Raw genomic sequence first — 23,361 nt, forward strand, 5'->3', positions numbered from 1 at the left:
GCCCTGATCCGAAGCGGCGCCGGCTGCTGCGGCTGCCGCGCCGGACGCCGCGGCGCCACCTGACGCACCGGCTGCTGGCGCGCCTGGCACGGGCTTCGGCGGGTCTTCGAAGTGAGCGCCGGCGTTGTTCGCCATATAGGCGACGGCGAGGCCGATTTCGTAGTCGCTATAGTCGTCGGGGCTGGTGCCGCCGCGGGGCGGCATCGCGCCCTTGCCGGTCAGCGCGGTATGCCAGAGCGTGTCGAAGCCCTGCGAGATACGCGGCGCCCAGTCGGCGGTATTGGTGAATTTCGGGGCGCCGGCGGCGCCGGACGCGTGACAGGCCGAGCAGACGGCCTTGTAGACCTCTTCGCCGGACTTATAGGTGCGGGGCGCGTTCGCATCGCGGATCTCGACCTGGGCGATGGGCGCGATGCGCTTCGAGACTTCGGCTTCGGCGAGACCGTCGGTGCCGGCGCCGGTGCGCGTCGAACTGTCGACGTAGTGAGCGAGCAGAACGATGACGATGATGGGGATAGCAAAGCTGGCGATAACCGCCGCGATGAGCTGTCCTGGGGTCTTGATGGGGGCTCCGTGTGGTGCTTCGCTCATGCTTGTCTCGTCTCCGTGAGTAATGGTGAGCGGTACAGCGCGACGGCAACGACTTTATTGTTTGTTTCAGCCACGGCCGATTATAAGCGGAAGGTTTCGGGGACGGGGCGCGGGAGGTGGGCGTGTTCAGCAGGCGTTTACCCGCATTTTGTTGTGGGTTGGGGGGAGTTGCCGGGACGTTTGATGCGGGTCGGATCGGGCGCTGAGCGGCGCTGCGGTGGACGGGACAGGCGAAAACGGGTATTCTCTCGGTCTTGCTTGGCGCTGGGTTTGGTTCTGCTTCTGCTTCTGTATCATTTACCCGCGCTAACGCTTCAACTTCCCCCGCACGCGCCCGTAGCTCAATGGATAGAGTACTGCCCTCCGAAGGCAGGGGTTGCTGGTTCGATCCCAGCCGGGCGCGCCATTTCGAATTCTTGCCCTTCAAAGTTACCTAAAGCCTTGAACGGTAACGAAAAACTCGGGGTTCTAAACCCTTCATTTCGCACATAGGCTAACCGGTCGGCAAAGGCCAGTTTGAGAACAGTTCTCTTGTCCTCCAGACGGTCGGAAACCCATAGTTTCCAAGGGCTTGCGAGAAAGTCGAAAGCGGTTCTAAGTGTTTCGTCGAAGCTGCGCACAGGACGCCCGGTGGTAGCGATCTTTTCCGTCAGCATGATCTTACGATCCTCCAGAGACTTGATACGCGTTTCATAAGCTGCGATCACGGACGGCACGGTCGTTTCCGCGATCCGGTCGAGAAACTGCTCGACCTGACTGTTGACCTTCACCAGTTCAGCCTTGAGTGCCTTGGTACGTTCGGCACCAGTGGCAAGGCGATGGTCCCAAAGGTCCTTGAACATCGCGCGCGCCGCCGTAAAGAGCGTTACCGACGGCTGCATGGTTTGCAGCAGGCGCTCGAAATCACCTTCGATCACGCTGCGCCGGATTGATTTCCCATAGCACTCGCATCCGCGCTTACGGCAAAGGTAATAGGGGTGATAGTCAAGCCGCCCCTTGGACCAGCAAGCCGTCAGCGGCGTGTCGCAATGGCCGCAGACCACGGCACCGCGCAGCGGGAAATCTGCATTGAGGTTCTTGCGGTTCGGCGTGCGGGCGTTGGGCAGATACCCGGCCGCCATCTCATGGCGGGTGAAATAAGGCCGCTTGTTCGCCCGGACCGGAGCGAGACCGAGTCCGGAGATGAACAGGATTTGCTCGTCCTCAGGCAGGTTCAGTACCTCATCCGGCGTCATCAACGCGCGGGCCTGCTTTGTCCGGTGCTGTGCCGCGTGCGCGGAATAGGCGAGTCCGATCCCAGCGGTCATCCCCATCGACCAACCCTGCGCGGATTGGATGTGCGTCCCGGACCCGTCTAACCATAGCGCAACGACTGGCCGTTGCATCGCCACTCGGGGTCTTAGCGCCCCGGCACCTCGATCAACCTCATCGCGGTTGAATTGCGACTGGTGGAGCTTTCAGCGCTCCCCAGGCCCTGGCGGATTAGGCCGATCACAGTTCGGCTGCACTCCCACGCAAATGCTTCTCGGATCGGGACATCGTTGTCCGATCCGAGAAGTAGCGGGCGACCGCAAAGGGCAAATGGAGCGGTAAAATCCATTCCGAATTACGAGCGATTTTCCCGTCCAGCCTAGGGGCTAGGCAGCATTCGCAAGCAACGCTGGATGTTTTCGACTATTTTGAGAGCAGCTTTACGCTCTTGCGCCGGGCGCGTTGCATCGGCGGCGATCACGGACGCCTCGCGGAAGATCGCAGAAAGTTCGCGCGCTGACTTGCCGCGCAGTTCTTCGATGGTTGGGATGTGGTTCTGCATTTGTTCCTCCTTCGTTGGAGGCAGCGCTATGCAGCCTTGCAGCGTCGGAAAGGGCTCGACGGAAGCATGGCCCGAAGCACCCCGCAGGGGCCGTAACGGCAGAGAAGGAGCGCGTGGCGCTGGCAGCCCGTGCCCGTCGTGCGAACACGAAGCACAAAGGCCTGCACTAAGCGGATTTCACGCGAAGAGGAAAAGATGCACACACCGACCATCGCGGAAGGGTGCGCGAGGATCGCGAGCTTGCGGTGATTTGCGATTGACGCAGTATCTATTGCCCGCGTACGTTGGGGCACACGCAACCAAAACGAGTCGTCTAATGCCTGGGCGCAATCAAAGATGAAAGCGCGAGGTTTTAAGGACAAAATCAACCCATAGCGAGCAAAACATTTGAGGGGACCAAATGCGTATCGAGCACGTCGAAATAGGCAATTTCCGCAAGCTTCAGAGGGTACGGGTCGATCTCGCCGAAAAGACAACCGTCTTTGTCGGAGCTAACAATAGTGGCAAGACCTCCGCGATGGTCGCGCTTCGACATTTCCTCGTCGGGCGCACGGATTTCTCGATAAATGATTTCACGCTATCCAACTGGCCGAAATTGGATGCGCTCGGTCAGCAATGGGAATCCCCGAAGGCGGGCGAAGAAGATCTAAAGTTCGACTGGGATACCGTCCTGCCGCACCTCGATGTTTGGCTGAATGTTCCAATGGACGATCTTCACTACGTCCAAAAAATCCTCCCGACGCTGGATTTGACGGGAACGCTTATCGGAGTTCGTCTGCGCTATGAGCCGAAGGATGTCGTTGCATTTAAAGCTGAATATCTAAAGGCCAAGTTGGCGGCGGCAGCGGTCATGAGCGCGAATGCTTCGGCGGGCGGCGCGACACACGGCGCGGGTGGGTCAGGGACAGATAGTTTTGCGCTTTGGCCGCGATCGCTTATGGACTTCCTGTCCATCAAGCTGCGCTCAGTATTCGAGATTCGCGCCTATTTGCTCGACCCGGCACAGCTTACCGCGCCCAAAGATGGGATTGCGGCTCCGCAGGCCCTTCCGTCTGGCAGCGAGCCAATCGAAGGGGACCCCCTCAGAAACATAATTCGCATCGACGAGATCAGTGCGCAACGCGGGTTCGGATTTTCTGTCGCCTCGGCGCGAGGCGAAGACGATCAAGATGAAGGTCGAATGCGTGGAGGAAGGAAGCTGTCGAGTCAGCTCAGGCATTACTACACTCAGCATTTGGACCCCTTCGATCAACCGGAGCCGAAGGATCTGGAGGCTTTGCAGGCTTTGCATGGTGCGCAAAGGGCTTTCGGTAAGCGTCTTGAGGATGGTTTCGCCGCCGCGCTCAAGGAACTGGAGCAGATCGGATATCCGGGTGTGACCGACCCCAAGCTGACGATCACAACCAATATCAAGCCGGTCGATGGTCTAAATCACGCATCTGCCGTTCAGTACGTCGTGCCCACGCATCAAAGTGCAGGAGGTGGATTTCTCCATTGTCTTCCAGAGGATTCAAACGGCCTCGGATATCAGAACCTCGTTTCCATCATCTTTGCGTTGATGAGCTTTCGCGACAAGTGGATGCGTGTCGGAAAGGCTGCAAAGACGGTCAAGGAAGGAGAGGATCTGATTCCTCCGCTTCATCTCGTGCTAATCGAGGAGCCGGAGGCCCACCTACACGCGCAAGTGCAACAGGTCTTTATAAGGCAGGCCTATGACGTTCTGCGCAAGCACGACAAGCTGAAAGCATCGAAGGATCTTTCCACTCAGCTTGTCGTCAGCACTCATTCAAGCCATCTTGCGCATGAGGCAGAGTTCTCGTCGCTCAGGTATTTTCGACGGTTGCCCGTCAAAGCCGAGGATGGCTCCGTTCCGATCTCATCGGTTGTGAATCTGTCTGAGACTTTCGGCAACGAAGACGAGACCGGTCGTTTCGTAAAACGATATTTGAAGGCAACGCATTGCGACCTGTTTTTTGCCGATGGCGCAGTGCTCGTTGAAGGGCCCGCCGAACGAATTCTCGTGCCGCATTTCGTGAGGTCCAGGGACCAGTACGAGTTCTTGCGACGGTGCTATGTGACATGGCTGGAGATTGGCGGCAGCCATGCTCACCGGCTCAAATCGCTCATTGAGCATCTGGGACTGAATACGCTAGTCATTACCGACCTTGATGCGAAGGATGTCTCCGGAAAATCGGTCCCGCCCGCTCGGGGTGCCAGCCTCAAAACGCGCAACGAAACATTGAAGACTTGGGTGCCTAAGGTTGAAGCGCTCGATACCTTACTTGACGTTAAAGAGCCGGATCTTGCAATTTCTGACGGGAGCGGCTACGGCATCCGTGTGGCTTTTCAACAGCCGATACAGGCCGCGTTCAAGTCAACCGCTGCGGTCGAATTGCTGGCGAACACCTTCGAGGATGCGCTGCTCTATGAGAATCTGGAGTCGTTCAAGACTTTGGATGGTAGCGGCTTGATGGACCGTTTGAAAAAGTCGATCACCGATGCGACAGATGCAGCCGACCTTTCGTCTAAGGTCGCCGCTGATCTTGCGAAGGGTGGTAAGGCGGAGTTTGCGATGGAACTTCTATACGGCAGCACTATTGATAGCATGACCGTTCCTGCATATATCGACAAAGGGCTGCTCTGGCTTGCCGCGCAGTTGCAGCGCAAAGAAGACGACGTGCTAGGGAAAGGGCCGGTGGCCGTCTTGATGAAGGCTGAATCCGCTGCAAATTCGGCGGTTGCAGATCCGGAGGCCGCATGACGGATGCATCGCAAGTCCCTACGGAGGCAGCGAGCGATGCTCATGTTGACGATGAAATCGCGGCATGTCTCAACCTCGATACGCCGAAGAGCTTTTTTCTGTTCGCTGGCGCAGGATCGGGTAAGACCCGTTCATTGGTAACGGCTCTCCGGCACGTGCAAACGACGATGACCGAAACGCTCCGGATCAAGGGGCAACGGGTCGCGGTGATCACGTTCACCAATGCTGCTAGTGACGAGATCAAGAGACGGTTGCTTTTCGATCCCCTGATCGATGTTCGGACCATTCACAGCTTTGCATGGTCGCTCATCGAGGGATTGAATCACGATATTCGCGAATGGTTGCGCGTTGATCTTGCGAATGACATCGAGTCGTTGAAGGCAGAGGAAGCAAAGGGGCGCAAAGGCACCAAGGCTTCTGCGACCCGCCTCAGCAAGATTGAGTCGAAGACAAGGCGTCTTCAGAATCTGCCTCATATCAGGACGTTCACGTACAGTCCTACCGGCGATAACCGAGGGCGCGATGCGCTGAACCACAATGAGGTTCTAATGCTCACGGCGCATTTCCTGAGCGGGAAACCGGCCATGCAAAGCATTCTTGCCGGGCGCTAGCCCATCCTGCTCATCGACGAAAGCCAGGATACGAACAAGCATCTCGTTGATGCGCTTTTTGTAGTTCAATCGAGGTTGAGCGGCAAATTCCTGCTTGGCCTGATCGGCGACACAATGCAGCGTATCTATTCGGATGGTAAGGACGGTCTGGGCGAGAACCTTCCGAAAGACTGGGCGACGCCGGGAAAGATTTTGAATTATCGGTGTCCTAAGCGCGTTGTAAAGCTCATAAACAAGGTTCGGAGCACGACCGATAAGCAGGAGCAAGTTCCGCGACCGACGGCATGCGATGGGTTTGTCAGGCTCTTCATTCTTCCGAGCGACATGGCGGAAAAGCCGGAAGCGGAGCGGGCCATCGCCGCGTACATGGCTGACATCACCGGCGATGAAAAATGGACGCAGCCGAGAGAAATCAAGACACTGACCCTTGAGCATCGCATGGCGGCGTCACGGCTCGGTTTTCTTGACGCTTTTATAGCCCTCTATACGCACGAAAGCTGGCGCACCAGTTTTCTGGAAGGCACGCTCCCAGTCTTTCGATTTTTCTCCGAGCAAGTCCTTCCTCTCGTTCGCGCCAAGCAGGCAGGCGACAGGTTTGCCGTCGCCCGCATCGCCAAGACATATTCCCCGCTTCTGAGTCAGGAAGCTTTGCGTCAGTCGAAAGACAACAAGCTGTTGCTCCAGAACGTGAGCAAGGCCGTCGATGGGTTGCTCGAACTGTGGAAGGATGACGCAATCCCTTCGTTGCTGGAGGTGTTGCAGTTTGTCGCAAGCGTGAACCTGCTCGAAATTCCGGAGGCACTGAAGCCGCACGCGTCAGGAACGATCGAAGCGGCGGCTGAAAATACGTCTGTCGCGAACGAGCTGGAAGACCGTCAGACCGAACGTGACATCGCGATCCAAGCTTTCCTCAACACGCCTTTCTCTCAAATCGAGCCGATGACCGAGTACCTTTCGGGCAAGGCGCACTTCGATACGCATCAGGGCGTTAAAGGGCTGGAGTTCGAGCGTGTGATGGTCATCATGGACGATTCCGAAGCGCGCGGCTTCATGTTCAAGTATGAAGACCTGTTCGGAGGCAAGCCCTCAGGGGACAAGACCGTCGAAGCGACGAAGCGCTTGTTTTATGTAACGGCGAGTCGCGCCGAGAAAAGCCTTGTCCTTGTTGCCTACACGTCTTCGGCAGAGCGGGTCAAATCTTTCGTGTTGACCCAAGGATGGTTTGAGCCGGAGGAAGTTATTTTGGATCTGTCAAACGCTGCTGCGCTCCCTGCCAATTAGGCATTGGGCGAAAGCCTTGGCGACAGTTGATCCTATCCGCCAGCGGTTTCAGTTTCTCTGACTACAGTTATCGCAAATCAATCAGAATTGTATATGCGGGGAAATCCCGGGGACTTGTGAGCGATAAACAGGCGCTATCACTCAAGGATGTACCCCGCTCGGTACGTTGTGCGCTGGCGGATAGGACGACGTAGCAAAGACTATTTCACGTCCGACCGGGTCACATGGGTTTTGGCGTTTCGCAAACTGACCGCGAAACAAACGATCCGGTCCCGCCACTCAACTGGAACAAGATCGGCGCGCGTAGCCTCTGACGCGATGTTGATGAAGATCCCGAGCGGGTAGTTCAGGAGGTCCATCATGCTGATCAGGCTGCCGAAATCACCGGTCGCGCCTTTCTTGGACGCCACCCGTTTGATCTCAATCACGGCGATATTCCCGTCCCGGCGTGAACCATGGCGACTCTCGTCAAAGGGCTCGTGAACGATGATGTCGGGCCGGATTTTCAGGCCGTGGCTATCAAAATGCTTCTGGTATTCCTGCTCGATGATGGCCTTATCTGGAAGAAAATCTGCCGGGATAGTCTTTTTCAGCTCAGCCAGCAACTCACCCTGAAAGCCCCGCTCGTTCTCGTAAAACCGGGGCGTGGTGATGGCGCGAAGCGCGTCGGTCAAATGATCGAGAAAGGTGTCACGGTCCATGATGTCTCGCTCTCTCACTGCGCCCTACGCTCGCGCCATTTCCGCTCTTCCTCTCCCAGATCGATCCCATCGACACTGAGGAAAAAATCCCTCTGACTGAATCGCTTGATGCGAACAAGGGCAGGGTCGTGTCGGCATGGCATGCTGAGGTCCAGCTTTTCTCCGCCGAAGGCCTCGACCGCGCCAGACAACAGTTCGCCGAGCAGCGTCCATGCCTCGAACGCGACATCAAGTAGATCCCTGTCCGGAAACTCCGGGATCATCCATGTGCGCCAGAGCGCAGGGGCAGAGTCACAGTCCGGGCCAAGACCGCGCATGAGCTTGTTTGTCCGGCAGATCTCTTTGTAACGCTCATAAGCCTCATCGGACGATTCCCACGGATGAACGGCGAAGGGAAACGTGAGCTTGATTTTCGTGCCCTCTGTCGTGCCGATCTGGCCACGGCTGTTCGGGTTCAGCCCCCCGTGGTGAACGATAAAGTCGCGCTGCTTACCGAGTTTCTGGAACAGGTCATTCCCCGAAACCGCGTCCTGAAGCGGCTTGATTTTGGCCCTCACTTCAGGGTGACGTTGTAAATCGTTGTGCAATTTCAGTGGCACTTCCTTGACGGCTCGGATGAAGGAATTCAGGGAATAGCGAAACCCATCCGGCTCATGATAGTTGCCCTCCATCTGATGCAGATGCCAGTGGCATTCCTGCCAGCGATCAAGAGAAAGCTCCAGATTGTCGTGTGCACAAGGTTCCATGAGATCCGTCCCTTCGTTGTTCGCCGCCCATGCCCATTGTCAGGCATTGGTCGTCAATGCAAGGGCTGCGACTAGCCATTGAATATTGTCATATTGGTTTTTCCGGTCGTCTCGCGCAGTCCGGCGTAAGCCCGGTCTGGCGGTTTCTCCGTGATCCGATCAGTCCCCCTGGTTGCACACGTGAAATTGCTCGTGCTTCAGCGCATTAACCGGGAATCGCATACACTTTTATCTTGATATGTACGGACAAATGGCGTACATTGAGATATAGCGATGATGAAACAAGTCCGTGAGGTAAGCCATGCTGAATACGCCAGAAACCCAAGACAAGCCACGCAACGCGCGGCTGGAAGCGCGCGTGTCCAGCGATCAGAAGGATTTCTTCCAACGTGCCGCCAGCCTGACCGGTCGCACTCTGAGCGAACTCGTGATCGACAGCACGCAGGAAGCTGCCACAAAGATCGTGCAAGAACACGAAATCATTCGCCTGTCCCGTGAGGAACAGGTCGCCTTCGTGTCCGCCTTGCTGTCTCCATCCGAGCCGGGTGCGCGTCTGCAAAAAGCCGTACAGGGCTATCGTCAGAAGGCGGGGCTGTGATTGTCCCTTATCCTTACGCCGGAATATGTCGTTCCCCTTGATAAGGCGCATGACCGCACGGTATTCGATTGCGGCAGCGAAGAACTGAGCCGCTATCTTCGCGAGCAGGCGCGGCAGGATGCAGAGAAGCGCGTCGCTGCGCCCTTCGTGCTCACGGAGCCCGGCAGTCCCATTGTGCTTGGGTTCTATACGCTCTCCGCCTCAATCATTCCGGTGCACGAGCTGCCACCAGACCTCATGAAGCGGCTACCGCGCTATGGCCAGTTGCCGGTGACGCTGCTGGGCCGGTTGGCCGTCGATCGCGCGGTTGGCGGGAAGGGCGTCGGAGAATTCTTGCTGGTTGACGCATTACGCCGCAGCCTTGAGGCTGCGCAGCAGATTGCCGCCATGGCTGTAATTGTCGATGCGAAGAATGAACGCGCCGAGAGCTTCTACAGACACTTTGATTTTCTGTCTTTTCAGGAAACGCCCCTTCGGCTGTTTTTGCCCATGACGCAGATCGCGAAGCTGTTTGTGTAGCAGCGGCTCCAAGCCTGAATTGCTGATTTTGGCAGCCGCAGCGCAGGGCGTCAGCGCGAACCCACAACGCGGAATCATGGCCTCTACGCGCCGCCGCTGCGGGAGGAATGTCACAGTGCTTGCGGCGCGGTAAGGATGCAAGGCAACACGAATGTGTTTTAGACAGCCGCGAGACCTCTTGTTTATCTCGGTGAAAATCTGTGACGCAACAGACCGCTAGCAGTCAAGGCGAGCGCTAGATATTTGTTCGTCGACATCAGTGACGGAAACGCACTTTCGTGCTATGAAACTATAATAATAAATATGTTCCCAATCTGACCAACCCGTGACTACGACTAGGTGCTAAGAAATGGAAGAGACAGTATCCTCAAGTCTACTAGCCGCAATTTCTGGCGTATCTCATGGTTTTGAAGCTGCGGGCACCCAAACGCCTGCAGAAGCGGTACGCTGCCACCAAGTCCATGGTCGTAAGGTGGTCGTGGCGACACCTGTGAGCCTTCAGGAGGACGCGGATGGTCTTATCACAAGCCGGTTTCAGCCCGTTGCAGTCGTTACCGCAGATTGTCTTCCTATCTTAATGAGCAGCGACGATGGTCAATATGTCGCGGCAGTGCACGGCGGATGGCGCGGGCTAAACCTCGGCGTTATCGACAGCGCAGTGGCCGCTTTCTCCGATGTTCGAGTGCAACGGAACCAGCTGAGGATCGCCATAGGACCTGCAATACGCGCATGCTGCTACGAGGTCGGGGAAGACGTTATCGGCGAACTTCATGCTTCGTGGAGTCATCTTTGGCGCGATGAAGATCGTTCTCCTCCTTGGTCGCGAGTCGCAAGTCCGAACACCGCCAATCAGCGCAGTAAAGCACCTAAGACAGGCGGCGGGTTTTGGCTCGATCTTGTAGCATTAGCCATTGCGCAGTTCAACAACTGTGGCGTGGACGAACGACAGATAGAGGTGGTCGGAGCATGCACGTACTGCGGGCCGGGCGCCTTCGCCAGTTATCGACGCAATAAGCACGAAGCCAAAACCAACCGTTCCCAATTCTCCTGGATCGGCAGGAGAGCGCTAGAGGAGTGAGAGTGACGCAACAGCGGCCAACGCAGAGTCGTCTAGCTTCGGTAAGAATTGGTCGAGATAGTCATGACATTCAAGTAGGTGAGGAATTTTATGCTGTTGACGACTGCGGTTAATTAGGAAATTTAATTCCTGCATATCATTGGACCATCGAAGTCCGTTAAAAAATTCGAAACCTTTAAACTGAGCTTTATATAGTGATCGTGCTGAATAGCAAGTGCCCAAATAAATGTGGTCAAACCCTAACTGAGAAAATTTGGAAATGGCAGATGTCATCATGAAAATTCCAAGCGACTTGAAGTGGGCGTCTGTTTCGTGAAATGCGAAATTATAATGCACAAAATGAGGTGCTTCGATTAGCGCGGTAACGAGCCCAACCAATTCATCGTCGATGAAATAAAGCAGGATATGACTCGTCTGCCTCCCTTCCACGATACGTTTCAATCGAACCTCCGACATGACATTTGGTCCAAATCTTTGATCGGCAGACCTTAAGCACATCGATTGAACGGTTTTATCGAATAGGTTGTCATTTTTTTCTAAAATATCAAGCCGTAGATTTTCAAATTTTCTTAGAATTCTGCGATTTTCGCTCGAAAGAGAAAAGCGACTTAAATCAACGCGAACGCTACGAGCTAGATAGTAATGCTCGGGCGGTCCAGACGTGGGCAAAAAACCTGCATTAAAGACGTTGTTGATGCGATCTGTGTTTTCAGGGACTCCCCAGATAACATACGAAAACTGATAGTTGGCATAGTCGTCCGTAGCTTCTGAAAATAGTATTTTCATTTCACTTTTCTCGCGTAGCTAAGATTAGCATTCGCTTGCTATCAACGGTAAATCGCTCGCCCTCCGATCCGTATCCGAAAATTTGGGAAAATCCTGCCGATCTCAGCCAACCTGCTAACTCTGTGAAAGTAAAAATACGTATATCATAGGTTACAGATCTCAGTTTTCCAGCACGATAGAATGTTCTCTCTCGGGTTGATCTGCTTGAAATAACATCGAATTTTATTTGATCCAACATAACATCTTCATTGCGTCGTTGAAACATTTGTTCCGTGAAATTCTTCAACATTCGATCACGATTGATGTGTTCGATGAGGCACGCGCCACCAGGTTTTGTTTTCAAAAACATTCTATTCAATATCTGTTTATTCGTATCATCGTCAAAATATCCAAATGATGTATACCAACTCAACACAAAATCATAACGCGTGCGTGTTTCGAATGACAAAAAATCGGAGACGATGTAATTGACATCAACACTTAGGGTCTCTGCATTTCGTCGTGCTCGGAGAATCGCAGATTCACTCATATCGACGCCAGTAACTTTGAAGCCTCCGAGCGCTAATTCATTCGAAATTCGACCGTGCCCGCAGCCTACGTCGAGAAAAGTAGCATTGGCACCCGGAGAGCAAATTTTTACGATAAGCTCTCGCTCCAAACGAGTGCGTTCGCGAGTCAAATACATTTCGTTAAAGTAAAGATAGTCGTCGTCGAACACTTCATCCTGTGAAAGACGTCGCGCCAATATCGATGGTTTCGGCGATTCAGTGTCCGGAGGCTCAATTTCATCGGCTTTTTTCATGTTCCACCCTTTTAACACTCATCCGCTGGTGCGGCAGTAGATGATGTTCACATAATGCAGCGTACCTTTCTGAGTACGCTGCAGGAAATCTAAAATCCCACCATTCAGATGGAAGTGGTAATAGTTGTCGATTCAATGCGCTCGCGGCATCGAGCATTGCTTGAGTAAGCAATCGGCGATTACTTTTTGCAACATTCGATATTTTTTCGTAGTTCCTTGAAGCTGGGTTGTCTGCTGGATCGTTTGGGAGGTGATCAAAATGGGTACCCATGTCGACCAGGCAGCCATCAGCAGTCTCCAGGGCCATGTCGATAGCCATACCCCGTGGATGGCCACCCTGACCCGGCTCGGCGAGCATGCGCGTCTCACCTGCCGTCCAGTGCGGATTTGCCTTTACGATTGGTGCGTCATACATGGCAGCCTGGACATCAACAGGCCGAAGTCCGTCCTTAAGCACGACGATATATCCCGATTTTTGATAGCATATTCGCGCTGCCTTTATGACGACTTCGGCTAATTCGCGATGCAGCCACAAACGTGCATCAGCGCGATAAAGCGCTACCTCGAACAAATTTTCTGGATGGGATGCCGTCGCATAAACTAAGTCAATTTTAAGCGGTGCAGTGCTTTTGAACTCATCCATTGGCCAAAGATCTTCCGGAGAAGTCACGAGGTCGCCGTTAGAGTTCATTGAACACCTCTGGTCGCAATCAAAATGAAGACGCTAGCGTGTGGTATCGAATATCGATTCATTAATAATCTCCTTCGTTTCCCGATATTTCTCGATCCCCCGGAATGATCCGACAAGTCTTGGTCTAAAATCGAAAAACCATATCTCCGGCACCTTACTGTTCCATTTCGACAGCGACCTCTCTGTGCGTTCCCGAACATAGCTACCAAGTACCTGTACTTAATTTTCAGACGGCGATTATCTCGCCTTCGACCGAACGTTCTACGTCGCCTGTCGCACGGTCGTCTTGCTAACGACGGGGTTGTCGCTGATAAGTGGGCTTCGTCTCTCCAAGATTTCTGTTTTGCTTAACAGAACAGATCAGTTAAAACAAGGTTTTGAGTAAAAATCTGCTCACGTAAACAAAATTACTGTGCGATTGATCAATTCACTAGCTACTTGCCGTTGCTTCGTCGACGCTACCGATGACGGTGACGCCTAATATTCGTTTTCTTGAACAATTAACGACAATCTCTCGATTTCGAGCTTCGGGTGCCCTCGAGACCCAGAGCCCGCAGGCCCAAGCGAATTCAGCACGCGGATCGTCAATCAGTCCACTGCGCACTTGCTGAATCTTGAACCGACTCACCCCTCCCCAGTTCGCCAAGGAGCTTCGAGAGCCTGTTCATCCTTGACGGGCTGTCTGCGGGTACGGCGCGGGCTTTCCGTGCCACTTAGCAACCGTGAGCGGATATAGGCCCCGAGCGGCATGCTTCCGGCCCGGCGAAGCAGTTCGGCCCGCTCATCCGTACTCAAGCGCAAGGAGAACGGCGGCGCGGGCTTCGTAGAACCGGTCTGGCGGCTCGGATTATGTTCTGCGGCATTCTGAAAATCGCCGGAGATGGGCGGACGTTCGAGGGTCATGGCTGAACCTCCTTGCCCGTCCGCAGGGCAGGGGAGTTCAACCGGTTCAGCTCAGTGGTCCAGCCCGCAAGTTCTTCGAAAAGCGCATCCTGCTGGTTCGAGGTTTCTCCCCCGGGGCGCGCCAAGACTGACAAGGTTTCCGCCCGATTTCCTCCCACCTGATTCGCCTTTCACTGGCTCGTTAGGGCAGCAGCAGGGCGAACTTGGCGCAAAAATATGGCCCGCGCGGGCGTGTCTGCCATGAAATAACCGTCCGACAACGAATTTCAGGCAATTGTCTCAAGTGGCCCACCACTCAGTCCACCATTGAGAGAGCCGCGTAATTGAAGTCTCGCGCGGTTTACGGCAGGCTCCAGTATCGATAACAACGAGAAGGGCCACGCCATGAAATGTCCACATTGTGCTGTCGAGGTTCATCAGTCATTCCACAAATCTTCGCTTCAAAGTGGGCCGGGGGCCTACGGTGTTGTGGGCGGTGCATTTTGGACCGTCTCTGTGATGCAGTGCCCAGCGTGCGCGCAGGCGATTTTGTATCTCGGTGGGGATAATGAACGCGGACTAGTGAAAATTCAGCCCTTTCTTGCTTATCCGCGCAAGGGTACTCGCCCGAAGCCGCCGAACGAGGTTCCGGTCGATATAGCTGAAGACTATATAGAGGCGTCGCTCGTCATCGACGACAGTCCGAAAGCGTCTGCAGCCCTAAGCCGGCGCTGCCTGCAGAGCGTTTTACGGGAACAAGGATTTACGCAAAAGGATTTGGCACCGGCAATACAGGCTGCACTGGACGCGGGCACGTTGCCCAGCGCCATAGCTGATAATTTAGATGCCATACGAAATATTGGGAATTTTGCAGCACACCCAATGAAAAACACGAATACAGGCGAAATATTGCCTGTGGAGGCGCATGAGGTCGAATGGAATCTCGATGTACTAGATGAATTATTCAATCATTATTATTTTCAGCCGGCAAAAGCGAAAAAGCGGAGGGTGGCTCTTAATGAAAAGCTCGCGTCCGCAGGTAAGCCGCCGATGAAATGAAAAAATTAAAAATGCTTATTCATGTTGGGTCGACGTTGAATTCTTGCATGTACATTTGAAAAAATTTCGTCCGGGGAGCATGAAATGGAGCCGCTAACAGTTGCGTCCAAGGCAATCGGTCCAGTCAAGGCCGCAATCACCTATTTTTGGAGAAAGTGGTTCCCGCCAAGGCTTGGTTATCGGATGGCTCCCTCAAATATTCTCGAAATTATCGGGCCTTATGTGCACGAGCCAAAGGTTATCGAAGTATTGGGTCAGCCGCACGAAAGGCATAATCAAAGCGCTGCATACAGATTTGCGAATGCTTTACTGCAAGTTAACTATGATGGAGACTTTGTTGAGAGTGTTGCTCTTGTCTCTCTGCGTTTGACATGGCCAAATCGATTCCAGATTTTCCCCTTTCGGTTCAAACTGGGATCGTCGAGGTTTTCTGATACATGCGAGATTGATGAAAATGGGGATCTTGATTTGAGAGTCAACTTCAGCACGAAGTTTTTTTGCCTTTGGAACACGCAGTATTTCGGTCATCCTGGTCGCTACCTCTACTACTCCTTTGCACTCCTCGAAGCGGCTACATATCCTCTTGTGCGAATGCCGAAGGCGGCCTACGAGGCCGCGGAACGTCTCCACATCGAGAGAGGAGCGAAGTTGCGGACCGTCGATTCGAAGTTCAATGCGGTAATGGTGTCAACCAAGGAAGATGAGCTGTTCGCGTTCGATTTCACCATGTTCAACTGATCCGCCCAGATCCGACCCACCTACCAAGTCGAACCTAAGTCGAGGTTGCTGTTGACAGGCTACCGGCCGGGTGAAATCAAACGGTCGAATTCAAATTGCCCGAACGCCGTTCGTCGCGAACAGGCGCATGCCGGATAGCAGCGGCGGTCCCAGGAGCGGCTGCCCCGTCGTATCGGTAAAACCGGGGGCCAACCCGTGTACGCGGAGCCACGATCGCGGCCGTAGGTGCCGGCGCTTTGCTCCCCAATTGAGCCAGCAATGTCGCCGTAGGCAGGCTTTGCGCCGCTCTGCTGAATCTTCTTCACCGCCTGCATGCCGTGCAGGCCCAGCCGCTGCGGAGAGATGCCGGAGCCAACCAGACCAACGCGGTCCAGCTCCAGCGCGAATGCCTAGGTGACGGCCGCTGTGACCGCTCGCGAGATGTCTGCCGAGTCAGCCAGTAACTCGCGCGAAAAGCGAACGATGCACGAGATGGATTTCGGCGCGGCTACCTGCCCAATTCCTCGAGCACCTGCAACGGCGTGCCGCGCCGCACGCGTTCGACGGCCCCACTCCGCGCAGATGGTCCACAAACAAAAAACAGCGCCACGACCAGCGGCCATCCCCCCAACACTTACCCCAACCGTAACGTTTCCCCCCCGACGTTGATTGAACGCCCGCCTCCAGCCCCTTAATGTGGGTTCATCCATCAGCACTCACCCATTCCAGATCTCAACGTTCCGGAAAGCAAATGGGCTGATGACCTCGAACCCACTCATTAAAGGAAAGGAAATGACACTCGGAAAACTGCTCCCCGACAAATTCACCCTGTCGCTGGTCTGCACAGTCGTAGTCGCGTCACTGATCCCATGCCGAGGCTCAGCGGCCACGCTTTTCAATGGCCTGACAGACGCCGCAATCGCGTTGCTATTCTTTCTCCACGGAGCCAAGTTATCCCGCGAGGCAATCGTCTCTGGCGCAACCAACTGGAAACTCCACGCGGCCGTCTTTGGCAGCACATTTGTGCTGTTTCCAGTTCTCGGCCTGGTCCTGCACCCCGTGCTCGGAAAATTCGTCCAGCCCTGGTTATACGTGGGCATCCTGTTCCTCTGCACCCTTCCCTCTACAGTGCAATCGTCGATCGCATTCACGTCGATGGCCAACGGAAATGTTCCAGCCGCTGTCTGCAGTGCTTCCGCATCCAGCCTGCTCGGCATCTTCCTCACGCCCGCACTCGTCAGCATGATCGTAACCAGCCATTCAGGCGGCGGCGGTTCAGCGTTTCGTACGGTGGGCGACATCACCCTCCAACTGTTCGTTCCGTTTGTTGCCGGTCAATTGTTGCGGCCAAAAATCGGCGACTGGGTCGACACGCACAAGCAGCTCCTGCGAATCGTCGACCAGGGGTCGATCATCCTCATCGTGTATGTGGCATTCAGCGAGGCCGTCGTCGAAGGCATCTGGCACAAGCTTTCCGCTACGTCCTTCGTCGGAATCGTTTTTGTCGACGCCGTATTGCTCGCCGCAGCGCTCTTATTGACAACGTACGGCAGCAAATGGCTCGGGTTTTCCGATGAAGACCGCACCACCATCATTTTCTGCGGCTCCAAGAAAAGCATGGCGTCCGGCATACCGTTGGCGAAGATCATTTTCGGCACGCATGCGGGCCTGATCGTGCTGCCCGTCATGCTGTTCCATCAAATTCAACTGATGACCTGTTCGGTTCTCGCGCAACGCTGGGCTTCACGCACCCCCCGCAACCCGATTCAGAACATCGGTAAAACACCAGCGGCGAGTATTTCGAAGTAACCAGGCGGCACCACGTCATCATGCAATTGCAAGGAAAAGGAGTACATCATGGACCATAGCTCATCCACCAAACATGCTACCGAGAAGAATCAGTCACCGAGGAAAACGTCACAACCGAAGGATCGAGTCGAATCGAAAGGAAGCGCCGGCTCCGGTCAAAGTGCACGGTGGAGCGGACATCATGAATATGACTGGATGGACCATTTCAGCTTCCCCGACACACCTTGGTGGTAACGTGTAAGGCGCAAGTGTCATGCGAGTTGCACGCTGCATTGATTTCCAAAGGGACTTGGCGTATCTGTAAAGCTCCGAAGACAGGGGTTTGCTGGTTCGATTCCAGCGCGGGCGCCAGGTCATTTCAAGCAGTCAACTCACTCTTCCTTCTTCGCGCCATCCAGCAACCACCGTGAGACTCGACACAACAACCGTCCGCCTGATCCTCGCGATCGTAGAGGACGGCAGCATCTCGCGAGCCGCGGACCGTCTCGATCTTGCCGTCGCCGCCGCCTCCCGCCGCGTATCAGACCTCGAAGATCAACTCGGCGCAAAGCTGTTCCGGCGCGTGCCGCACGGCGTCGAGATCACCGAATCCGGCAACAAGCTGCTGCAGTATCTCCGCCAGATCGACAACCTGGTCGATCGTCTCGAAGGCGATGCAAAAGCGCTCCACGACGGTCTCGACGGCCGCATCATCATCGGTGCGCCGAAGGCGGTCGTCATCGCGTTTCTCGCGCCGGACATCGCGAACATCCAGCGCAAGTATCCCGGCATCTCGCTGAAGATCGTCGAGGAGAACAGCAAGACGGTGCAGCAACTGCTGCGCGACAAGGTCATCGACGTCGGCATCTACGAGTCGAAGAGCGGTTATCTCGACCTCGCGAAAACCCCGTATCGGGACGACCGCCTCGTGCTCGTCCATAGCCGCGCGCACTATCAGTTTCCCGACGCACCGGTCAGCATCGAAGCACTGCTGGACCTGCCGGTCGTCAGTCTCGGCAAGGGCTCGGCCATCCTGTCCGCGCTGCAGCGCGCGTATCACAGCCGCGGCCGGCAATTCACCAACAACTTCTCGGTGGCCGGTTTCGACACCATGCTCGCGCTGGTCCGTCATGGTCTGGGCGTCGGCCTGATGCCGCCCGACGTGCTGCGCAGTTTCCATCCCGAGCGCGGACTGTGCTCCGTCGAACTGCAAGGCGACTGGCATCACCGCAGCTACGTGCTCTCCTGTGTCGAAGGGCACGCGCAGCCGCAGGCGCTCCACAACGTCGTAACCGAACTGCTCGCCGGCCAAACGCAGCGGTAGGTCCGCTTTCGCGATTCGCGAAGCCAGACATGCTCGTTTCATCCTTGCGGTAGCGTAGGCTCTACGCAATAGTTGGGAAACGACAAATATCTGGAGACGAGCGGACTCGCCGGGCGCTCAGACTGAGCACCGCGAATCGCAACCAGGGGCACCCCCGTGGCATGGAAGCGTCACGAGCGTCCTCGCAGGATTCCCGTCCACATAGGCGACCGCGTCTCTTCATGACTTGCGGCCTCTGCTGACGCGGCGCCCCCGCCCCTGCTCTCCTCCTCATATCGACCGTTTAACGCAGTCCCGGCCCAACAGGTCTGAACGATTGCGAGCACCGCCATCGCCGTCGTCGCCTGGTGGCCGCTCGTCCAAACACTTAGCAGAGGAGACCTCCCATGACCCAACCGAAGCAATTGCCACTGCAGGGCATTCGTGTGCTCGATGTCAGCCAGGTAATGGCCGGTCCGTTCGCCTGCATGCTGCTCGCCGACCTGGGCGCAGACGTGATCAAGGTCGAGCCGATCGAGGGCGACCAGACCCGCGGCGCGATGGGTTTCAAAATGAAGGGGCCCGACAGCATGGGCTTCCTCAATATGAACCGCAACAAGCGGTCGCTGTCGCTGGACCTGAAGAGCGACGAAGGCCGCGAGTTCTTCTACAAGCTCGCGAAAACCGCCGACGTGATCGTCGAGAACTACCGTCCGGGCGTCGTGCAGCGTCTGCGCATCGACTACGAGACGATCCGCGAGATCAATCCGAAGATCATCTACGTCAGCATCTCGGGCTTCGGCCAGAGCGGCCCGTGGGCGTCGCGCCCCGGCTTCGACCTGATGGCGCAGGCGATGTCGGGTGTGATGAGCGTGACCGGTTACAAGGACGGCAAGCCGGTCAAGGCGGGCGTGCCGGTGGCCGATATCGGCTGCGCGCTGTTCGCGGTCTACGGTCTGCTCTCCGCATATATCGGCGCGCAGAAAACCGGCGAAGGCCAGCATATCGATGCGTCACTGTTCGATTCGGTGATGGCGTTCTCGATCTGGGACATGTCCGACTACTGGGGCACCGGCGTACCGCCGACGCCGCTTGGCACCAGCAACAAGATGAGCGCGCCGTACCAGGCCGTGAAGGCGCGCGACGGCTACTTCGTGATGGGCGCAACCAACCAGAAGCTGTGGACCAGGCTGTGCGAGCTGTTAGCGCGCCCGGACCTCGTCAAGCATCCGGAATTCGAAACCGTGTCGCTGCGGCTCAAGAACCGCGAAGCGTTGATCGAATCGCTCGAGCAGGAATTCGCGAAGCGCGACTGTGAAGACTGGATCGACACGATGCTCGCCGCCGGCATTCCCGCCGGTCCGATCCTGTCGTACCCCGAGGCGTTCGGTAGCGAGCATGCGCAGTATCGCCAGATGTGCATGGAGATCGATCATCCGATCGAAGGCAAGGTCAAGAACATTGGCTTTCCGGTCAAGATGCTCGGCACGCCGCAGCAGGTGCGCCGCCATCCGCCGCTGCTCGGCGAACACAACGACGAGCTGTTCGCCGAAATCAACGGAAAAGCGTCATGAGCGAACCCGTCACCCTAACCCTTAACGCGTCGGGCGCGGCGCAGATCGTGATCGATCGCCCCGAGCGCCGCAACGCGATGACGATCCCGATGTACGAAACGCTGCTTGCGCTCATCGCGCAATGCGAGCGCGATGCGGCAGTGCGTTGCATCGTGCTGCGCGGCGCAGGCGGCAAGTCGTTCGTGGCGGGCACCGACATCAGCTACTTCACCGGCTTTCGCGACGGCCGCGACGGCGTCGCCTACGAGGCGCTCGTCGAGCGGGTGATCGACGCGGTGGAACGTATCGCGCTGCCGACCATCGCGGTGATCGACGGCTGGGCCGTAGGCGGCGGCCTCGCGCTCGCGACAGCCTGCGACTTCCGCATCTGTACCGACACGTCCAGCTTCGGCGCGCCGATCGCGAAGACGCTGTCGAACACGCTGTCGTCGCGCAACCTCGCGCGGCTTGCCGCGGCGTTCGGTGTGCCGCGCGTGAAGAAAATGTTGATGCTGGCCGACATGCTCACGGCGCAGAACGCGCTGGACTGCGGTTATGTCTACGAGGTGTGCAGCGGCAATGTGCTCGAAGAGACCGCGGCAAAGCTCGCGCAACGGCTGATCGCGCTGTCGCCGGTCACGCAGCGTGCGGTGAAGGAAAGTCTGCGCCGCATCGTCGTCGAGCAGCGGCTGGACGATGAGGATCTGATCGAGCAGGTGTACGGCAGCGCGGCATTCCGTGATGCGGTAGCCGCGTTCACGTCGGGTTCGTCGAAGCAGTAGCCGGAACAAACAGAACAAGGAGCGAGACATGAAACGAGTTCGGCTGAAGGCGACGACGACCGTTCTGCTGATGCTGTGCCTGATGTACATGATCACGTACATCGATCGCGTCAACGTGAGCACGGCCGCCGGGCAGTTCAAGTCCGAGCTCGGCCTCAGCAGCACGCAGATCGGTGTGATCTTCTCCGCGTTCGCGTATCCGTACGTGGTGTTTCAGTTTATCGGCGGCTGGTTCAGCGACCGGTTCGGCGCACGGCGCACGTTGATCGCCTGTGCATTGATGTGGGCGGTGGCGACGGCGCTCACCGGCCTTGCGGGCGGCTTCGTGACGCTGCTTGCGGCGCGCCTGCTGCTCGGGCTGGGGGAAGGCGCGACCTTTCCTGCCGCGACGACCGCGATGGCCACCTGGTTCGCCAAGGACAAACGGGGCATGGCGCAGGGCATCACGCATTCGTCCGCGCGTTTGGGCAATGCGTTCGCGCCCATTCTGGTCTACTCGTTGATCAGAGCGGTGAATTGGCGGTTCTCGTTCTACATGCTCGGTCTGGTCAGTTTGGGTTGGGTGGTGCTGTGGTACAAAACGTACCGCGACAATCCGGCACGTCACCCGAACATCACACCATCGGAGCTCGCAGCGATACCCGTCGCTCGCGAGCGTGTTATCGATCCCAAAGGAACCACCGCGCGCTTGTTCTGGCGGATGCTGCCGGTATCCGTCGTGTACTTTTGCTATTGCTGGATCCTATGGTTGATGCTGGACTGGATGCCGCTTTATTTCATGCACAGCTTTCACCTGAACATCAAGAAGGCTGTGGTTTTCACCACGGCGGTGTTTGTGGCCGGTGTGGTCGGCGATCTGATCGGCGGCCTGCTCACTGACCATCTGCTGCGCCGGACGAAGAGTCCGGTTCTGGCGCGCAGCTGTCTGGTGGCGGCGTGTATGACGATGACCGGGCTTTCCGTTGTGCCGGTCCTGTTCGTGCATGATCCGATGATCTCGTTGATCTTCCTGGCTGCGGCCATGTTCTTCAACGAAATGAATATCGGCCCGATGTGGGCGATCCCGATGGACATCGCGTCTTCCGAACGGTCCGGCGCCGCGAGCGGCATCATGGCGAGCATTGGGAACACGTCCGCGATTATCTGCCCGATGGTGGCCGGCTTTCTGGCCGACCGCGCAGGCGGGTGGAACCTGACGTTCCTGATCTCGATTGGCGTGATGATTTGCGGCGTGCTGGTGGTGTTCGCGATGCGGCCTAACAAGGCTTTTGTCGTTAGCCGGCAAACTCCGCGGAGCCACGATCTCGCGTTCGCGCCGTCAACTCCGACATCGGTGAACGCGAACGTTGGACAGCCTGAGTGAGTTTCGAATAAGTCTCGACGCAAACGGAGCGCATCATGATCAGGACCATCCATGCAGGTTCATTGAACGTTGCGTACGTGGAGCATGGCGAACCGGGTGGCTGGCCTGTGGTTCTGCTTCACGGTTTTCCATACGACATTCACGCTTATGACGACGTCTCGACCATACTCGCAGCGGCAGGTGCGAGAGTGATCGTTCCGTATTTGCGCGGGTATGGCCCGACCCGGTTTCTTTCATCCGCGACGCCTCGCTCCGGCCAGCAGGCCGCGCTAGGCGCCGATGTTTTGGCTTTGCTTGACGCACTGTCGATCCCGTCAGCGATTCTGGCGGGCTACGATTGGGGCGGACGTGGCGCGTGTATCGTTTCGGCGCTTCGGCCTGAGCGTGTGACGGGGCTGGTCTCTTGCGGCAGCTATAACATCCACGATATTGCGGGCGCTTTAAAACCTGACACGCCGGATAATGAACATCGGCTCTGGTATCAGTATTACTTCAATAGCGAACGTGGCCGTGCGGCGCTCACAAAAGATAGCAAGTCTTTTTGCCGGCTGCTCTGGAAGCTTTGGTCGCCCACTTGGGTGTTCGACGATGTGACCTTCGAAAAGACATCCTCAGCGTTCGACAACCCTGACTTTGTGGAAGTGGTGATTCATTCCTATCGGCACCGTTACGGCCTGGTGGATGGCGATCCTGCGCTTGAAGACATCGAGATTCTTTTGGCGCGGCAACCGGATATTGAGGTGCCAGCCATCACGATCGATGGCGCAGACGATGGCATTCGGCCTGCCGGATCTGCGAGCCACGCGAAACGGTTCAAGGGTCCGCATGAGCATCTGGTCATTTCGGGCGTGGGACATAACGTCCCGCAAGAAGCGCCTGAGGCATTCGCGGAAGCGGTGATTGCGATTAAGGAAGGATTGCGCAAGGCTTGAATTT

22 protein-coding genes, 1 tRNA gene and 1 pseudogene are annotated in these 23,361 nt (G+C 56.4%); 15 read left to right on the forward strand and 9 right to left on the reverse strand.

Going from position 1 to position 23,361, the window contains the following annotated elements; all coding sequences use genetic code 11:
- Positions 1–591 (reverse strand): c-type cytochrome (locus HV675_RS21655; protein ID WP_175113147.1); only part of this gene is annotated, 591 nt, incomplete at its 3' end.
- A gap of 330 nt (positions 592–921) precedes the next feature.
- Between HV675_RS21655 and HV675_RS21660 the strand changes: the two genes are divergently transcribed.
- Positions 922–997 (forward strand) — tRNA-Arg (locus tag HV675_RS21660).
- Positions 998–1,493: 496 nt separating this feature from the next.
- Here HV675_RS21660 and HV675_RS32995 read toward each other — a convergent pair.
- Positions 1,494–1,976: pseudogene (locus HV675_RS32995) on the reverse strand (recombinase zinc ribbon domain-containing protein); the annotation flags it as partial.
- Between the two features lie 245 nt (positions 1,977–2,221).
- The gene (locus HV675_RS21675) at positions 2,222–2,404 is read right to left on the reverse strand and encodes a hypothetical protein (protein ID WP_175113148.1); all 183 of its coding nucleotides are present in this window, start codon (positions 2,402–2,404) and stop codon (positions 2,222–2,224) included.
- Positions 2,405–2,804: 400 nt separating this feature from the next.
- On the opposite strand from HV675_RS21675, the gene HV675_RS21680 reads away from it, so the two are divergent.
- The 3 genes from HV675_RS21680 to HV675_RS32255 all read left to right on the forward strand — a co-directional run bounded on the left by HV675_RS21680 (position 2,805) and on the right by HV675_RS32255 (position 7,057).
- Positions 2,805–5,165, forward strand: a complete 2,361-nt coding sequence (locus HV675_RS21680) for an AAA family ATPase (protein ID WP_175113149.1) — start codon at positions 2,805–2,807, stop codon at positions 5,163–5,165.
- The gene (locus tag HV675_RS32250; RefSeq protein ID WP_217478209.1) at positions 5,162–5,776 is read left to right on the forward strand and encodes a UvrD-helicase domain-containing protein; all 615 of its coding nucleotides are present in this window, start codon (positions 5,162–5,164) and stop codon (positions 5,774–5,776) included. The genes HV675_RS21680 and HV675_RS32250 overlap by 4 nt, the downstream gene beginning before the upstream one ends.
- 75 nt (positions 5,777–5,851) lie before the next feature.
- Positions 5,852–7,057: a DEAD/DEAH box helicase gene (locus HV675_RS32255; protein WP_217478211.1), complete on the forward strand. Its 1,206-nt coding sequence runs from the start codon at positions 5,852–5,854 to the stop codon at positions 7,055–7,057.
- Positions 7,058–7,257: 200 nt separating this feature from the next.
- On the opposite strand, the gene HV675_RS21690 is transcribed toward HV675_RS32255, so the two are convergent.
- Positions 7,258–7,758, reverse strand: a complete 501-nt coding sequence (locus HV675_RS21690; RefSeq protein WP_175113150.1) for a hypothetical protein — start codon at positions 7,756–7,758, stop codon at positions 7,258–7,260.
- A gap of 14 nt (positions 7,759–7,772) precedes the next feature.
- Positions 7,773–8,504 carry a hypothetical protein gene (locus HV675_RS21695; RefSeq protein WP_175113151.1) on the reverse strand — a complete coding sequence of 244 codons (732 nt, stop codon included), beginning with the start codon at positions 8,502–8,504 and terminating at the stop codon, positions 7,773–7,775.
- Positions 8,505–8,805: 301 nt separating this feature from the next.
- Here HV675_RS21695 and HV675_RS21700 point away from each other — a divergent pair, with 301 nt between their 5' ends.
- The 3 genes from HV675_RS21700 to HV675_RS21710 all read left to right on the forward strand — a co-directional run bounded on the left by HV675_RS21700 (position 8,806) and on the right by HV675_RS21710 (position 10,699).
- Positions 8,806–9,102 carry a type II toxin-antitoxin system TacA family antitoxin gene (locus HV675_RS21700; protein WP_175113152.1) on the forward strand — a complete coding sequence of 99 codons (297 nt, stop codon included), beginning with the start codon at positions 8,806–8,808 and terminating at the stop codon, positions 9,100–9,102.
- Positions 9,103–9,621, forward strand: a complete 519-nt coding sequence (locus HV675_RS21705; RefSeq protein WP_175113153.1) for a GNAT family N-acetyltransferase — start codon at positions 9,103–9,105, stop codon at positions 9,619–9,621.
- Between the two features lie 349 nt (positions 9,622–9,970).
- The gene (locus HV675_RS21710; RefSeq protein ID WP_175113154.1) at positions 9,971–10,699 is read left to right on the forward strand and encodes a purine nucleoside phosphorylase YfiH/LACC1 family protein; all 729 of its coding nucleotides are present in this window, start codon (positions 9,971–9,973) and stop codon (positions 10,697–10,699) included.
- On the opposite strand, the gene HV675_RS21715 is transcribed toward HV675_RS21710, so the two are convergent.
- The 4 genes from HV675_RS21715 to HV675_RS21730 form a co-directional block, all read right to left on the reverse strand.
- Positions 10,688–11,485 carry a hypothetical protein gene (locus HV675_RS21715; protein WP_175113155.1) on the reverse strand — a complete coding sequence of 266 codons (798 nt, stop codon included), beginning with the start codon at positions 11,483–11,485 and terminating at the stop codon, positions 10,688–10,690. The two genes, HV675_RS21710 and HV675_RS21715, sit on opposite strands and share 12 nt — an antisense overlap.
- 1 nt (position 11,486) lies before the next feature.
- A complete protein-coding gene (locus HV675_RS21720; RefSeq protein ID WP_175113156.1) occupies positions 11,487–12,287 on the reverse strand; it encodes a class I SAM-dependent methyltransferase in 801 nt (266 codons plus the stop codon).
- On the reverse strand, positions 12,271–12,978 hold the full coding sequence (locus HV675_RS21725) for a M15 family metallopeptidase (RefSeq protein ID WP_175113157.1): 708 nt from the start codon (positions 12,976–12,978) through the stop codon (positions 12,271–12,273). Before HV675_RS21725 ends, HV675_RS21720 begins: the two co-directional genes overlap by 17 nt.
- 624 nt (positions 12,979–13,602) lie before the next feature.
- Positions 13,603–13,881, reverse strand: a complete 279-nt coding sequence (locus HV675_RS21730) for a hypothetical protein (protein ID WP_175113158.1) — start codon at positions 13,879–13,881, stop codon at positions 13,603–13,605.
- A gap of 561 nt (positions 13,882–14,442) precedes the next feature.
- On the opposite strand from HV675_RS21730, the gene HV675_RS21735 reads away from it, so the two are divergent.
- The 8 genes from HV675_RS21735 to HV675_RS21770 all read left to right on the forward strand — a co-directional run bounded on the left by HV675_RS21735 (position 14,443) and on the right by HV675_RS21770 (position 23,357).
- The gene (locus HV675_RS21735) at positions 14,443–14,919 is read left to right on the forward strand and encodes a DUF4145 domain-containing protein (protein WP_246270465.1); all 477 of its coding nucleotides are present in this window, start codon (positions 14,443–14,445) and stop codon (positions 14,917–14,919) included.
- Between the two features lie 84 nt (positions 14,920–15,003).
- Complete coding sequence (locus tag HV675_RS21740) at positions 15,004–15,657, forward strand: hypothetical protein (RefSeq protein ID WP_175113159.1); 654 nt, start codon at positions 15,004–15,006, stop codon at positions 15,655–15,657.
- A 771-nt stretch (positions 15,658–16,428) separates the two neighbouring features.
- Positions 16,429–17,445 carry a bile acid:sodium symporter family protein gene (locus HV675_RS21745; RefSeq protein WP_175113160.1) on the forward strand — a complete coding sequence of 339 codons (1,017 nt, stop codon included), beginning with the start codon at positions 16,429–16,431 and terminating at the stop codon, positions 17,443–17,445.
- 406 nt (positions 17,446–17,851) lie between these two features.
- Complete coding sequence (locus tag HV675_RS21750; protein ID WP_175113161.1) at positions 17,852–18,748, forward strand: LysR family transcriptional regulator; 897 nt, start codon at positions 17,852–17,854, stop codon at positions 18,746–18,748.
- 386 nt (positions 18,749–19,134) lie between these two features.
- Positions 19,135–20,301, forward strand: coding sequence for a CaiB/BaiF CoA transferase family protein (locus HV675_RS21755; RefSeq protein ID WP_175113162.1), 1,167 nt, complete (start codon positions 19,135–19,137; stop codon positions 20,299–20,301).
- Complete coding sequence (locus HV675_RS21760; protein ID WP_175113163.1) at positions 20,298–21,062, forward strand: enoyl-CoA hydratase; 765 nt, start codon at positions 20,298–20,300, stop codon at positions 21,060–21,062. The genes HV675_RS21755 and HV675_RS21760 overlap by 4 nt, the downstream gene beginning before the upstream one ends.
- Before the next feature lie 28 nt (positions 21,063–21,090).
- Complete coding sequence (locus HV675_RS21765; RefSeq protein WP_175113164.1) at positions 21,091–22,425, forward strand: MFS transporter; 1,335 nt, start codon at positions 21,091–21,093, stop codon at positions 22,423–22,425.
- 35 nt (positions 22,426–22,460) lie between these two features.
- Positions 22,461–23,357: an alpha/beta fold hydrolase gene (locus HV675_RS21770; protein WP_175113165.1), complete on the forward strand. Its 897-nt coding sequence runs from the start codon at positions 22,461–22,463 to the stop codon at positions 23,355–23,357.
- The last annotated feature ends 4 nt before the right edge of the window (positions 23,358–23,361 follow it).

The sequence above is a fragment of the Paraburkholderia solisilvae genome (assembly GCF_902859875.1).
GTDB classification, from domain to species: domain Bacteria; phylum Pseudomonadota; class Gammaproteobacteria; order Burkholderiales; family Burkholderiaceae; genus Paraburkholderia; species Paraburkholderia solisilvae.